This is a genomic window from Methylobacterium sp. J-048 (assembly GCF_022829515.1).
Lineage (GTDB): Bacteria > Pseudomonadota > Alphaproteobacteria > Rhizobiales > Beijerinckiaceae > Methylobacterium.
Genome location: NZ_JAKSYL010000295.1, coordinates 1 through 12,732 on the forward strand (window position 1 = coordinate 1; position 12,732 = coordinate 12,732).

A 12,732-nucleotide genomic window follows, 5' to 3' on the forward strand; every position below is an offset into this window, starting at 1 on the left:
CTCAGATCACTGCAACGCGCGAGACTGGCTGTTCGCCCGGATCCAGCGCGGCGAGAGCACATCGCCCGCCTCGGTGATGATCCAGGGCTGCGCATCCTCGGCGTCGATCGCCGCAGCTGCCGCGGCGAGTGCCTCGCGCAGGGTGGCAAACGGACGTCCCTTCGCGGACCGCCCGAGCGAGCGGCTTGGCCAAACGGTCAACTCGGCACGCTTGTCGAGATCGGCGGGCGTCATGGTCGCGCTCCGAAACATTGGAGATTTGACTCTGTCTAACAGACCTATGTGACGTGGAGCTGGCGATCGTGTTGCCGATTCGTGTCGCGAACGATCCAACAGCTGCGACACCGGTTCGGAACGACAACCCTCCGTTGATCCAAGGCGCCTGGGCTGATCCACCTCGAGGCAGCGGTCTCGCAGCCGCTGGCGAGGGGGCGAACGTCGAGCCGCGTCGACGGTCGTAACATCAAAATTAAATCACCGCCGAGCGCAATTATATTTGCGGGTTCATCAGATGAAATTTAGTTCCTTTGTCCGGAATGCATAGCGCAGGGTCCGGATGAAGCTGTGTTTCCCTCGGGCGTCTCCGTGAGAACTGCATAACCCTGCCGCCATGGTTATATGTTGCAATGCGCAATGAGCATGCCGCATCGCACAAATTCATGGTCTCATGCGTCCAGCGATTGCACACCGCGATCGAACCGGAGACGCACCATGCGCACGATCCTCATCCTCGCGTCGGCGGCGCTCACCTCGGCCGCCATCATCACGGGTCCCGCCGCCGCGGATGACCGCCTGCACCTGACGCCGCCGCTGTATCGCGAGCTGGCCCGCGCCACCACGCAGACCCGCCCGGTGAGCGACCTGATCACCACGCCCCAGCCGGTCTCGGCCACGCGCGCCGACACGAGCCCGGTGGCGGCCGTCGCGCGGCCGATGGTCCAGGCCTCCGCCGACGCGACCCGCTGAGCGCATCACGGCCGCGTCACGCAGCCTGTCCCGCCGGGCCTCTACTCCCCACGGCGGGGTGCCGGTCAGACGATATGCAGTTCCTGGGCGGCGATACGCGGTGAGACGCCGCGCTGGATCAGCCGCCGGGTCCGCGCCTGCTGCTCCAGCTCGGCGCCCACGGCGGCGCCCGCGGCGCGATAGCCGTCGAGGCACAACTGCAGCCAGGCATACTGCGCCGCGACTGCGAGAAGCGCGGCGTTCTCCGCCTGGCGTAGGCTCAACCGGTAGGCTTCGTCCGCCAGACGGCCGACCTCGCCGTACATCATCCGCAACTCCACATCCTGGATGACCGGCGGCACGCATCGACACCGCCGGCCCATGACCGGGGGCAGCCCCCGGAATCAGGTTGCTTCGCACATGCGGTCTTAGTGCGATGGCTGCTCGGCGGCGTGCTGGGTCTGCTGGACGGCGTCCTGACCCTGCTTCACCGCCTTTTGCGTGTCTTCGACACCCTGCTGCACGGCCGAGCGTGCGCGCTCCGCCCCTTGCTGGAACGCCCCCTGGGCAAGGCCGCCGAGTTCCTTGGCCTGGGCCTGCATGGCGGCGAAGCGCTCACGCACGTATTCGGCCTGGAGTTGCAACGCCTCCGGGAGCGAGCGGGCGGCCGCGAGCTTCTGCGCCAGATCGAAGGCTGCGCGGACGTTCTGCTCGGCGTTGTCGAGGTTGCGGGTATAGATGTCCTGCGCGCTGGTGCGGGCCAGCTCCGTGGAGCCGTGCAACGTGTCGGCGGCGCGCCGGGCGGAACCGATGAAAGTCCCGAACGCCTTGCGGGCCTGCTCGACGCTGGTCTCGGCCAGGTCGCGCATCTGCGGGGGGACCTCGAAGCTCGGAATGTTCGCCATAACTGGTCTCCTGACAGCCGCACGTCCGGCCGCGGCCAGATTTATTGTGCACCGCACAAACGATCAGGTCTAGGGTTCGACGGGTAACGGATAGACAGATCCGTCAGATCTCGGTCTCGCGTCTGACGATCGCGGCCTCTCCGCTCCCCTTCTGCGACAGCCCGACCTCAGGTTCATCCCCCGGGATCGGCAACGGCTCGTTGGACGCATCCGGCACCGTATCGGTGGGCACGATCTCCAGGTCCGGATCGGCCGGGGGGGCGGGCCGTTCCGGAACGGTTGCGTGTTCGCGCGAATCAATCATCCGAGACTTCCCTGTTTCGAGGCCCGCGTCCTGAAGACTGGATCCGGCATGCGGGTTTCGGTTTTTGATTCGCATCGCCGCCTCGGAAAACCGGCAACCAGTTTTCGAGACGGTGCTCTGAGCTACGCGGCGTGAACCCAGCGGCTCCCGGATCATCAGTCGGCGTGTGGCCGGGATCACATCCGCCGCGCTATATGCGGGCGGAAGAATGAGGAGAGCGTCGTGTTCACCGTTAAGGGGATCGATCCGTCTGGGCGCGTCATGACCTTCGCGTGCGGGACCGACGAGCAGGCCATGGAGAAGACCTGGGAACTCGCCCGACGCGGCTTCCGGGAGATCATGGTGGCCAATCCCAAGGGCAAGGAGATGTCCGCGGCGGCGTTCGAGCGGTCGCTGGACATCGATTGGGGAGAGTGAGCGGAGGCGACGGGCGCGTGGCCTTTGCTCCCGCACCCGTTCGCTCCGAAAATCGTAGATCGCGTTTCGGAAGGATGCTCTAGCGGTTGCCGAGCGCCGGACCGCCCGCGGTGCCCCCGGTCCCGGGCGGCCCGCTCGTCGGGGTGCCGCCGATATTCACCCCCGGTGTCGTGCCCGGGACGGAGGAATTGCTCGGATTGGCCGTCGTGCCCGTGGTGATCTGAGCGTTCGGGCCGTTGCCCACCGTACCGGCCCCGACGCCGCCGGTGGTGGGCGGGGCGGTCACGCCGGTATTGCCGGCACCGCCGGTGGTCACCTGCGCCGCGGCCGGGCCCGCCAGCAGGAGGGTCAGCGCGCCCGAGAGCAGCATCGTCGTACGTGTCATGGAGCCGTCCGTTGTTTGAGGTCGGTCGGCAACGGGTGCAGGGCGACGAAGTTCACGCCGGCGCGGCGGCGAACCGGTTCAATGCAGCTCGTAGCAGTTCGTGATCACGCGCGGGTTGCGCGTGACGTCGTACAGGATCGAGCACTGCACGAGGTACTTGGTGTCCTTCCGCCGAAACAGGATCAGGGAGGATCGATTGTCGAAGGTGCCGGTATAGCCGGCGATCTCCCAGCCATCGCCGCTGAGCCGCTCGATGGAGAGCGGCTCGGCGGCTGCGACCGCCAGGACCGGCCCGAGACAGACGGCCGAGCGCAAGCACCAGCGCATCGATCGAGCCTCCCACGCAGCGTTCAAAGGCCCGGCACGTCGTCGATATCCGGTGCGGGTTCCCGGTGGGGCGGGGTGGGGGCGTCCTCCGGGGCGGGCGGGAGCCGCGGCGGCGGCATGGCGCCGGTATTCGGCGGCGTCGGCAAACCCTGGGGCAAGTCGGGGATGGGCGCGTCGTCCGCGCTGGGCGATCTCGGATCGGGCATGGCGTGTCCCCGCGTCAGTACCGCACCCTGCAATCAGCAGATCCGGCATGGAGAGAACGGTCGTCGCGTCCGAAGGTGCCCCCGCGCCGCCGGGCCGCAGCAACCGTTTCGGCAGCTATGCGGTTCTGTCTCTCGACGTGGCCGGCCCTGGCTGCACAAGCATGAGAACTGCCCGTGAGCCGTTTCCTCGTCCCGATCCTGGCCGCGACCGTGTGCGTCGGCGTGCTGTCTCCGGCCTTTGCGGGGACCCGCAAGGTGAAGGTGCCGAACCGGTACGACGGGGCCTGGACCATCGTGGCCACCACGTCGGAAGGACCCTGCGCGGCGCAGACCCGCTACCAGGTCCAGATCAAGGACAGCGATGCCTCGATCCCGGGCGACGAGGTCGACATCGACGGCGGCGTCTCGGCGAGCGGCAGCGTTCAGGCCACGATCATCAGCGGCTCCAACACGGTGCCGATCGCAGGCAGTCTCGACACCCAGGGCGCCGGCGCCGGCACGTGGCGGACGAGCGGCGGCCCGATCACGTGCAGCGGCCGCTGGAACGCCCGGCGCTCGAGCTGAACGGCGTCAAGAGCCTCAGAGCGGTACCGGCTCGCGGCGGAGGCTCGCACGGCCTGCCCGCCCGGTCTCCGGCTCGTTCGTGGCCGCCCCGATCTCCTCCGCCTTGCGCCACACCGCCCGGCAGATGAGAATCTCGCGGCTCGCATCGATGCTGAGGACGAATCGGTCCGGCACGATCTCGGCTTCCGGCAGGGCGATGCGGACGCCGTCGAGGGAGCGATCGTAGACGATGCAAGGCAGGCTGCGATGCTCGTCGACCGAAATACTGCCGGTTTCGTTCAGGACCGTGCGCGGAGCGCGCCGTCGGTTAAGCATCGCCGCCTCGTGAACCTTGAGGCGCGCAGGATCGGCGATCCGGGTTCAAAACAGGTTCCGGAAACCTGTCGGATTGTCGGCATCCGCGCCGAGAGGCCCCGCTACCCGGTGACAACCCCAACCAGCGTCGCCAGAAAGCCGAGCGCGACCGCACCGATTCCGCTCATGAACATCACGTCCCAGCCGGCGAAGTCGTTCGACCGCGGGGCCCGGGCGAAGGCGAAGATCGTGAGCGCGGCGCCGAACACGACGAGCGCGATGGCGATGGTGATCGGTGTCGACATGGCGTGATCCTCCGACGCCGGTCTCCTGGCCCTTCGGGCTCTTGTCCGGACGATCGCAGCCGGCGTGTTCTGCTTTCGCTCGTCCGTCGTCGAAACATGACAGACGATCTGAACACGAACAAGAAGATAATCTGTTCTGCATTGCAGAACGAAGCAGAGCTCTGCCCTCGCCTTCCGGACAGCTCGTCAGTAGGGGGCAGGTCCGTGTTTCCGACGCCTGTGGTCGGACGGGGCCACGCGAGTCAGTCGATGAAGACCCGGACGCCGTCGGTGTTGAGGATGTCCCGCTGGTCGGCGCACCATTGCTCGGCCCCGACCTCCGCGATGGTCTTGGCGACGCGCTGGCCCTCCTCGGCAATGGCGGTCTCGGCCTTTCGATGGCCGAGGGCCGCGTCGAGGGCCTTGCGGACGGTCCGGGACAGGCCCTCGGAGACCGTGTCGTCCACGGTATAGAATCTGCGGCAATATAGGACGATGCCGGCTTGGGCGCCGACGATTCGCACAAGCCCGTCGATCGTCTCGGTCCGCTTCTCGTCCTGCGCCGCCGTTGGGCCGGACGACAGGGTCGACGCGGCCAGCGCGGCGGCGAGCAGGGCGCGTCTCATGGTCGAGTCTTCCATTCCTCTGCGGGCTTGAGACGGACCCGCGAGTTGGCGCCGGTCCGTAACGCAGAGACAGGGTTGCCTGTCTCGAATGCCGCCCCGGCACAGGTTTTCGCGAAGCGACATCGGATCGCGCCGCAACTTGGCCGCGGATCGGGCGCCGTCAACGCATCACGGCCCTCCGAAGCCGGCTACGTCTGACCCGCGTCCCGCACCAGGGCACGCTCCGGTCACTTCCGGGCCGACATCATGTCGTGCGTCAGCACTGTCAACTTGCCGATCAGGCTGGAGATGTCGGCGCCCTTGCACGACCATTGCGTGCCGATCGCTTCGCCGTCCGTCGAGACCGAGACGACGGCCACCGAGCGCAGCCGTCCCTCGCGGGCGAGCGCCAGCTGGTCCTGCAGCACGGCGATCACCGATGCGGTGTCCTCGTCGGCCACGGTGGGCGCGATATGGGCCGGGAACGCTACGACCGTGTCCGGCCTCGTCTGCTCACGCTTCATCATGCTTCGATCCCGCACCAACCACTCTCGCGATCCGGCGTGGGCATCAGCTTTGTGCAGAGTGTGGCAGCTTGTCCGTGTCGGTGCAGGTCGCCGGCCTGTGTGACCGCACAGCAACTGTTGCGGTCGGGGCCTTGCGCCAGCGCGGTCGGGCATCCACCGCGGCGTTCCGGAGACGGGATGACGGCACGCGGTCGACGGATGAGGGATCCGGAGCGCGTGCACGCCGAAACATCAGCGCGCGGAGCGACCTTGGCGGCGTCCGCCGCCGGAGGCGTCCGGAGGGTTCAAGCGGCCTTGCGGCCCTTGCGCTCGCGCTCGGCCATGGCGCCAGGCTGGCCCAGGCCGATCGCCTTGGCGAGGGCGGAGCGCTGCTCGGCATAGCTCGGCGCGACCATCGGATAGTCGGCCGGCAGGCCGTAGCGCTCGCGGTAGCTCTGCGGGCTGAGGCCGTTGGCTGTCAGGTGCCGCTTCAAGGTCTTGTAGGTCTTGCCGTCGAGGAAGCTGACGATTCCGTCCTGCTGGACCGACTTGCGGATCTGCGCCGGGGTCGGCTTGTCGACCGCTACGCTCGCGACCGGGCTGGCCGCGACGGCGCCCGTCCCGGACGTCAGGCCGGCGATCGCGCCGTGGACCCGGGCGATCAAGGCCGGCAGCTCGGCAGCCGGAACAGGGTTGTTCGACACGTAGGCCGCGACGATGTCGCCTGCCAGACCGATCAAATCCGGTGCGTGCGCAATGGTTTCTTCTGTCACTTCATGGTTCCCGATGTACCCCTCCCAAGCGATTTGCTACTTCTCTCAGCCGAATGCAAGTTACAAAACCATAGAACGGGGTGCATTTCGGTCATGATCGCTGCGCATGCTGACGCTTCGGGTTAGGAAATTCTGGCACAACCGTCAGGTGAACTATCCGCCAAGGCAGAGGTTTCGATAACCACTGCACCAGTGTTTCTACATCCCGGTCAATCGCTTGCAGAGGGCTCGGACCATACGGGTTGCCGGTGCGGCCGGAGTTCCGAGGCGCCCCGACGGGACTGAGAGGAACCTCGCACGTTTCCTCGTGGGGACGTCGCTTTTATTCATGGAACGGTGCGATTGTTTGATTGAAGACAGTTTTCGGAAAGGCTGCGACAAATTGTAATCAGTCTTCACCGAGGCGAAAAAGACGGAGGCTGTGACAACGAATTCTTCTATTCCGCCTGTGACTCGCGAACTCGACCTTGGTGAAACGGTAGGGGACAGTGTCTCCGGACAGCCGGTCCTACAAGGTGGTGATCGGTGAGCGCATCCGGATCCCGCGCTCCCCGAAATCCCGCCTTGCGTGATCAGGATCCCGAGGGCTCTCAACCCTCGGGCGAATCGTGTTGCCAAGGCCGGCGCGCTCGCGGTGACGCGCGGGCGAAGCCGTGGCATTGCGCGATCATGCTGATGCTCATTCTCCTCCTCGCGCTTCTGGTCGTGCTGGCCGTCATGATCATCACGCGGCGCTGGACCGGCCGGCTGGCCTCGCTCGCCACCTTGATCGCCGGGGCGATCATGGCCCTGTGGCTGGCTCAGGTCGGCCTGCTGCCGGGCTCGACCGGCCCGCTGACGCCGGACCGCCCCCGGGTCCCAGGGCTCGACCGGTAACGCGCCGGTAACCGCCCCGGCGCGAGCATGGGGCATGCCCACGTTGTCAGCCCCACGCTTGCTCACCTTCCTGGTCTCGGCCGTGCTCATCGGCCTGGCCGTCGCCAGCCTCTACACGCGCATCCCCATGGTCGGGCGGAGTGTGGTGGCGCATCGGCAATGGTTCTTCATCGGCGCCTACGCGCTGCTGGCGCTTGGGGTCACGACCCGCAGCCTGTGACGGGTCCGGTCTCCGGCCCTTGCGACAGGATCCGTATTCCGGAAGCCTGCCGCCGATTCGGTCGTCGTCGCTCTATCGCAACCGCGCCGCGTGCTTCAAAGGAAGTGGATGGCGATGAAGACGACATTCGTGGTGCAGCCGTTCGAGCTGCACCGGAAGCGGCTGAGGCCGGCCCGGCAGGAGCCCGCCCAGAGCGAGTTCGGCGCCCTCAAGAAGGCCGAGGCCCTGGCCGGGCGCATGCCGGGTGCGGCCGCCCTGAAGGTGGTCGCCGACGACGAGACCGGTGAACTCGAGGGCGTGACCATCCTGGGCCAGTTCGGCGAAGTGCCGGAAGACTTCGCCGAGAGCCTCCAGGGCGGTTGACGCCGGCCACCTTGGGCCGGATCGCTCCGGGGGGATAACGGTACGAGGGAAATGCATTGGCCACCCTCTGGACACTACGTAGAAACAACGTAGCACCATGCTCGTGAGCGATTGCGCGCCCAGAGCCAGTATCCGTGCCCCGATATTTCATCGATCTCCACGATGGTGCGAACCTGGTTCGCGATCATAAGGGCTTCGATCTGCCCGATCTCGCCGCCGCGCAGGCGCAGGCGGTCCGCATGATGACCCGCATTGCGCAGGGGCTCTCCGACCCGCAGGTGCGGCAGGATTACGTGATCGCGGTCCGGGACGAGCAGGGCGCCGTCCGCCTGCGGCTGCGTCTGTCGTACGATGTCGAGCCTGGTTGAAAGCCAGGGCCGTCGAGCGACCGCACTGCGACGGGAGCGGCCCCGCATGCGTTGGTGTCGCGCCGGTTCGCCAGGTCTTTGGTTTCGCATCATCTTTTCCCGAAAGCCGGCGACCACCTTTCGGGATGATGCTTTAAGCGAGGAGACGGCATGAGACGCTCGACGGTCGCGACCGGGTCGGCCCTGGCGGCGCTCATCCTTCTGGCTGGCTCCGTCTGGCCGGCGACAGCCCAGACCACGCCGCCGCCGCAGGCGGGCTCGGCCACCGCGACGCCGGACAACGCCATCCTGCTCACGGTCTTCCTGCGGCACGACCAGTCGCGCCCGCTCGCCGAGCTGAACGCGCAACTCGCCAAGCAGGGCTTCTACAAGGCGTTTCCGCCGGCGGGGATCGAGGTCGTCTCCTGGACCGTCGTCATGGGCATCGGGCAGATCATCACCCTGAGGCTGCCCGCCACCTGGATCCGCGAGATCAACCGGGTCCTGGAGGATACCGCCTGGGGCGCGTACCGCACCGAGTTCTACCCGACCTACGATTACAAGGCGGTCGGTCTCGCGGAGCACGACAAGGCCCGGTGAGCCGGGCCGCCCGCCGTCAGGAGACCGCTTCGGCGGCCGGCGCGCGGCCCGGGCGCAGCGCGTCGCTCCACAGGCAGGGATGGCCGAGCCGCTTAGCCTGGTACATCGCCGCGTCGGCCCGCTCGACGAGGGTCCGCGCCTCGGAGGCGTGCGGCGGCGCGCAGGCGATGCCGATGGCGGCCCCGACCAGGACCGGCCGGCCGACGCCGATCGCGTAGGGTTCTGTGAGCCGCCGATGGAGGCTTTGCGCCCGGTCGAGCACGGCCTCCGCGGAGGCGTCGGCGAGCAGCAGGGCGAACTCGTCGCCGCCGAGGCGGGCGGCGGTGTCGCGGTCGCCGAGGCCGTCCTGGAGCCGCTCGGCCATCTGCCGCAGCAGCGCGTCGCCGGCGGCGTGGCCGTAGAGATCGTTCACCGGCTTGAAGCCGTCGAGGTCAATGCACAGCAGAGCGCAGCCCCGCCCGTCCGGTTCGGCCGCGGCCCGGTCGAGCCGGGCCTCGAACAGGTAGCGGTTGGGCAGGCCGGTCAGCGAGTCGTGGTGCGCCATGTGCCGCAGCAGCGCCTCCGCCCGCCGGCGCTCGGTCGCGTCCTCGTAGAGGGCGACCCAGCCGCCGTCCGTCTGCGGCTGCAGCGTGAGCGCGATCTGGCGTCCGTCCGAGAGCGTCTGCAGCACGGTGGCGGGCTCGCGCCCGGCCAGGACAAGCTGGCGCTCCGCCCAGATCTGCGCCGGGTCCCGCTCGGCCTTGAGGCCCTGGGCGGCGTTGAGCGCGATCAGGGCGCGGGCGTGCAGGCCGGGCCTCGGCTGCCCGGCCGTCTGGCCGAACATGCGCCGGTAGCCGTCATTGGCGAACAGCAGGCAATCGCCGGCATCGAACAGGCAGAAGCCGTGCGGCAGGCTGTCCAGAGCCCGGACGATCCGGTCCCCGAGCCGGCGATCCCGACGGAATCCGTAGCCCCGGGGACCGACGATCGGCTCCCGCTCACGGCGCTCCAGCCGCGTCGAACCCCTGCCCGCTCGCGCCGTCATGGCGACCCCCTTCAAGCGCCCGGCGGGATCCGGGCTCCCGCCGGATGGCCGGCGCCCCGCCGAAGACTGCTTCCGGGGCGTCTTAGAATGGGATTCCTTTCGCCTACCTTGACGAAACGTCGTTTGGCGAGAACGGACCCCACAATCTCCTCAATCGCTCTGCCGGACCCGAGACATCAGGCCGGCCGCAGATCAAGATCGGTCACCTAGAGTTGCCAAGTCCGACAGCACAGGCTTATGCCGGCCCAAGCAGATCCCCGCGGCCGGCCGCCGCGGGGATCGACGAGGACTTGTTTTCGCGCCGCCTCCTCTTGGCGAGACGGCGCTCGGCGCCCCCGAAAGCTCACGGCGTCTCGTGAACGCCGTGATGCCCGTCGAGCACCGTGTCGCTGGTCGGAACCGTATCGGCCACGGCTTGCGCCCGGCGCCGATCCGGGGCGGTCGCCTCGTCGACGAAGGCCGCCACCGCCTCCGCGAGCGGCAAGGTGCGGGTCTGCTGGCTGCCGAGCCGGCGGATCGAGACCGTGCGCTCCTCGGCCTCGCGGCGGCCCAGCGCCAGCAGCACCGGCACCTTGGCGAGCGAGTGCTCCCGGACCTTGTAGTTGATCTTCTCGTTGCGCAGATCCGCCTCGACCCGCAGGCCGGCGCGGTCCAGGGCGCGCACCACCTCATGGGCGTAGGAATCGGCCTCGCCGGTGATCGTGGCCACCACCACCTGGACCGGGGACAGCCAGAGCGGGAAATGCCCGGCGAAATGCTCGATCAGGATGCCGGTGAAGCGCTCCATCGAGCCGCAGATCGCCCGGTGCACCATCACGGGCGGCTTCCTTGTGCCGTCGGCGTCGATGTAGAAGGCGCCGAACCGCTCGGGCAGGTTGAAATCCACCTGCGTGGTGCCGCATTGCCAGTCGCGGCCGATGGCGTCGCGCAGGACATACTCGAATTTGGGCCCGTAGAACGCGCCCTCCCCCGGGTTTACCTCGGTGCGGATCCGCCCGGCCGATTGCGCCTCGATCTGCGTCAGCACCCGGGTCATCACGTCCTCGGCGTGGTCCCAGAGCGCGTCCGAGCCGACGCGCTTCTCCGGCCGCGTCGAGAGCTTCACGACGATCTGGTCGAAGCCGAAATCCGCGTAGGTCGAGAGGATCAGGTCGTTGATCTTCAGGCACTCGTCGGCGAGCTGATCCTCGGTGCAGAAGACGTGGGCGTCGTCCTGGGTGAAGCCGCGCACGCGCATCAGCCCGTGCATGGCGCCGGACGGTTCGTAGCGGTGGACCACGCCGAACTCGGCCAGCCGCAGGGGCAGGTCCCGGTAGGATTTCAACCCGTGCTTGAAAATCTGCACGTGGCCCGGACAGTTCATCGGCTTGAGGGCGAACCAGCGCTTGTCCTCGGCCTCGTCGCCCGCGCTTTGCGCCGCGAACATGTTCTCCCGGTACCAGCCCCAGTGGCCCGAGGTCTCCCACAGGGCCTTGTCGAGGATCTGCGGGGCGTTGACCTCGGCGTAGTCGCCCCGGAGCCGCCGGCGCATATAGGCGATCAGCTCCTGGAAGATCGTCCAGCCCTTGGCGTGCCAGAAGACGACGCCCGGCCCCTCCTCCTGGAAGTGGAACAGGTCCATCTCCCGGCCGAGCCGCCGGTGGTCCCGGCGCTCCGCCTCCTCCAGCCGGTGCAGGTAGGCGTCGAGGTCGGCCTGGGCGGCCCAGGCCGTGCCGTAGATCCGAGTCAGCATCGGGTTGTTCGAATCACCCCGCCAATAGGCGCCCGCGACCTTCATCAGCTTGAAGGCGGTCCCGACCTTGGCGGTCGAGGTCATGTGCGGCCCGCGGCACAGGTCGAACCAGTCCCCCTGCCGGTAGATCTTGAGGTCCTCGCCCGGCGGGATCGCGTCGACCAGCTCGACCTTGAATTTTTCCTGCTTGCCTTCGAAGAGCGCGCGCACGTCCTCGCGCGTCCAGATTTCTTTCGTAAATGGCGCATCGCGCGAAATAATTTCGCGCATCTTCGCCTCGATGGCCGGGAAATCGTCCGGCGTGAACGGGGTCTCGCGATAGAAATCGTAATAAAAACCGTTCTCGATCACCGGGCCGATCGTGACCTGCGTGTCCGGCCACAGCGACTGGACGGCCTCGGCGAGCACGTGCGCGCAATCGTGCCGGATCAGCTCCAGGCTGCGCGGGTCGGTCCGGTCCAGGAACTCGATGCGGGCATTCTGGGCGATCGGATCGTCGAGGTCGGCGACTGTGCCGTCGAGGGCCATGGCGACGGTGCGCTTGGCCAGCGACTTGGCGATGCCCTCGACCACGCTGCGGCCGGTGGTGCCGGCGGCGACCTCCCGCGTGTTGCCGTCGGGGAAGGTGAGAATCGGCATGGTTCAGGCTCTCCAGGCTCAGTCCTGCATACGGGGCAGGTAAGCGTCGTCAGGGTCCGTGATCGGGGAGCGGCCGTGTAGACCGATTTTTTTTCTTTGGCGAGGGAACGGCGCAGGGCGTGTGCCCCCGGATCGATCGATCCTGTTCTACCGCGCCGGCTGGATCTACCAGCCGCCGAAGTTTGAAGATCCTGTTCAACGCGAAGTTTGCAGGCCGCCTCCTGACACGCGTCATCGTCCCCACCCGCCTTCGGCGCCGGGGGCATGGCCCAAGAAACCCAGCACGAGGGACGCGGGACGCCGCGGGGACCCAGGTGTCGGCCAAATACGCGCGGGATCCGGTCCCCGCGGCGGCCCGCGGCATCGACCGGGCATGGTCCCCGGCCGGTGCCGTCTTTCTCGTCGCGATGTCTTGC

21 protein-coding genes are annotated in these 12,732 nt (G+C 67.8%); 8 read left to right on the forward strand and 13 right to left on the reverse strand.

Translation table 11 applies throughout. From position 1 onward, the window contains the following. Window positions 1-6: 6 nt before the first annotated feature. Window positions 7-234, reverse strand: a complete 228-nt coding sequence (locus MKL09_RS30215; protein ID WP_244025646.1) for a hypothetical protein — start codon at window positions 232-234, stop codon at window positions 7-9. Window positions 235-711: 477 nt separating this feature from the next. Here MKL09_RS30215 and MKL09_RS30220 point away from each other — a divergent pair, with 477 nt between their 5' ends. Beyond that, on the forward strand, window positions 712-966 hold the full coding sequence (locus tag MKL09_RS30220) for a hypothetical protein (RefSeq protein ID WP_244025647.1): 255 nt from the start codon (window positions 712-714) through the stop codon (window positions 964-966). Between the two features lie 65 nt (window positions 967-1,031). Here the strand turns inward: MKL09_RS30220 and MKL09_RS30225 are convergent, their stop codons facing one another. The 3 genes from MKL09_RS30225 to MKL09_RS30235 all read right to left on the reverse strand — a co-directional run bounded on the left by MKL09_RS30225 (window position 1,032) and on the right by MKL09_RS30235 (window position 2,229). Further along, complete coding sequence (locus tag MKL09_RS30225; protein ID WP_244025648.1) at window positions 1,032-1,307, reverse strand: hypothetical protein; 276 nt, start codon at window positions 1,305-1,307, stop codon at window positions 1,032-1,034. A gap of 66 nt (window positions 1,308-1,373) precedes the next feature. Continuing rightward, the gene (locus MKL09_RS30230; protein WP_244025649.1) at window positions 1,374-1,850 is read right to left on the reverse strand and encodes a phasin; all 477 of its coding nucleotides are present in this window, start codon (window positions 1,848-1,850) and stop codon (window positions 1,374-1,376) included. A 103-nt stretch (window positions 1,851-1,953) separates the two neighbouring features. Then, window positions 1,954-2,229 (reverse strand): hypothetical protein, encoded by a 276-nt coding sequence (locus MKL09_RS30235; protein WP_244025650.1) that lies wholly within the window; start codon window positions 2,227-2,229, stop codon window positions 1,954-1,956. Between the two features lie 147 nt (window positions 2,230-2,376). Between MKL09_RS30235 and MKL09_RS30240 the strand changes: the two genes are divergently transcribed. Further along, entirely contained in the window at window positions 2,377-2,571 is a 195-nt protein-coding gene (locus MKL09_RS30240) for a hypothetical protein (protein ID WP_244025651.1), read from the forward strand. A gap of 79 nt (window positions 2,572-2,650) precedes the next feature. Here the strand turns inward: MKL09_RS30240 and MKL09_RS30245 are convergent, their stop codons facing one another. Further along, the gene (locus MKL09_RS30245; protein WP_244025652.1) at window positions 2,651-2,956 is read right to left on the reverse strand and encodes a hypothetical protein; all 306 of its coding nucleotides are present in this window, start codon (window positions 2,954-2,956) and stop codon (window positions 2,651-2,653) included. Between the two features lie 78 nt (window positions 2,957-3,034). Beyond that, window positions 3,035-3,283 carry a hypothetical protein gene (locus MKL09_RS30250; protein WP_244025653.1) on the reverse strand — a complete coding sequence of 83 codons (249 nt, stop codon included), beginning with the start codon at window positions 3,281-3,283 and terminating at the stop codon, window positions 3,035-3,037. Window positions 3,284-3,663: 380 nt separating this feature from the next. Between MKL09_RS30250 and MKL09_RS30255 the strand changes: the two genes are divergently transcribed. Beyond that, on the forward strand, window positions 3,664-4,053 hold the full coding sequence (locus MKL09_RS30255) for a heme utilization protein (protein ID WP_244025654.1): 390 nt from the start codon (window positions 3,664-3,666) through the stop codon (window positions 4,051-4,053). 15 nt (window positions 4,054-4,068) lie between these two features. Here MKL09_RS30255 and MKL09_RS30260 read toward each other — a convergent pair whose 3' ends face one another. The 5 genes from MKL09_RS30260 to MKL09_RS30280 all read right to left on the reverse strand — a co-directional run bounded on the left by MKL09_RS30260 (window position 4,069) and on the right by MKL09_RS30280 (window position 6,515). Then, the gene (locus MKL09_RS30260) at window positions 4,069-4,368 is read right to left on the reverse strand and encodes a PilZ domain-containing protein (protein ID WP_244025655.1); all 300 of its coding nucleotides are present in this window, start codon (window positions 4,366-4,368) and stop codon (window positions 4,069-4,071) included. Window positions 4,369-4,469: 101 nt separating this feature from the next. Continuing rightward, a complete protein-coding gene (locus tag MKL09_RS30265; protein ID WP_243940776.1) occupies window positions 4,470-4,652 on the reverse strand; it encodes a hypothetical protein in 183 nt (60 codons plus the stop codon). Window positions 4,653-4,894: 242 nt separating this feature from the next. Next, complete coding sequence (locus tag MKL09_RS30270) at window positions 4,895-5,257, reverse strand: hypothetical protein (protein ID WP_244025656.1); 363 nt, start codon at window positions 5,255-5,257, stop codon at window positions 4,895-4,897. Window positions 5,258-5,484: 227 nt separating this feature from the next. Continuing rightward, window positions 5,485-5,760 carry a hypothetical protein gene (locus tag MKL09_RS30275; RefSeq protein ID WP_409567019.1) on the reverse strand — a complete coding sequence of 92 codons (276 nt, stop codon included), beginning with the start codon at window positions 5,758-5,760 and terminating at the stop codon, window positions 5,485-5,487. 287 nt (window positions 5,761-6,047) lie between these two features. After that, entirely contained in the window at window positions 6,048-6,515 is a 468-nt protein-coding gene (locus tag MKL09_RS30280; protein WP_244025657.1) for a MucR family transcriptional regulator, read from the reverse strand. Between the two features lie 675 nt (window positions 6,516-7,190). On the opposite strand from MKL09_RS30280, the gene MKL09_RS30285 reads away from it, so the two are divergent. From MKL09_RS30285 to MKL09_RS30305, 5 genes are all read left to right on the forward strand, one after another. After that, window positions 7,191-7,391, forward strand: coding sequence for a hypothetical protein (locus tag MKL09_RS30285; RefSeq protein ID WP_409567018.1), 201 nt, complete (start codon window positions 7,191-7,193; stop codon window positions 7,389-7,391). A gap of 34 nt (window positions 7,392-7,425) precedes the next feature. Continuing rightward, entirely contained in the window at window positions 7,426-7,611 is a 186-nt protein-coding gene (locus tag MKL09_RS30290; protein ID WP_244025659.1) for a hypothetical protein, read from the forward strand. A gap of 108 nt (window positions 7,612-7,719) precedes the next feature. Further along, entirely contained in the window at window positions 7,720-7,974 is a 255-nt protein-coding gene (locus MKL09_RS30295) for a hypothetical protein (RefSeq protein ID WP_007566121.1), read from the forward strand. Window positions 7,975-8,108: 134 nt separating this feature from the next. Next, the gene (locus MKL09_RS30300; protein WP_244025660.1) at window positions 8,109-8,342 is read left to right on the forward strand and encodes a DUF6894 family protein; all 234 of its coding nucleotides are present in this window, start codon (window positions 8,109-8,111) and stop codon (window positions 8,340-8,342) included. 150 nt (window positions 8,343-8,492) lie between these two features. Further along, entirely contained in the window at window positions 8,493-8,921 is a 429-nt protein-coding gene (locus tag MKL09_RS30305) for a hypothetical protein (RefSeq protein ID WP_244025661.1), read from the forward strand. Window positions 8,922-8,937: 16 nt separating this feature from the next. Here MKL09_RS30305 and MKL09_RS32165 read toward each other — a convergent pair whose 3' ends face one another. Together MKL09_RS32165 and thrS are read right to left on the reverse strand one after the other, a co-directional pair. Next, the gene (locus MKL09_RS32165) at window positions 8,938-9,945 is read right to left on the reverse strand and encodes a sensor domain-containing diguanylate cyclase (protein ID WP_279606208.1); all 1,008 of its coding nucleotides are present in this window, start codon (window positions 9,943-9,945) and stop codon (window positions 8,938-8,940) included. A 343-nt stretch (window positions 9,946-10,288) separates the two neighbouring features. Next, entirely contained in the window at window positions 10,289-12,316 is a 2,028-nt protein-coding gene (gene thrS, locus MKL09_RS30320; RefSeq protein ID WP_244025662.1) for a threonine--tRNA ligase, read from the reverse strand. Window positions 12,317-12,732: the final 416 nt, after the last annotated feature.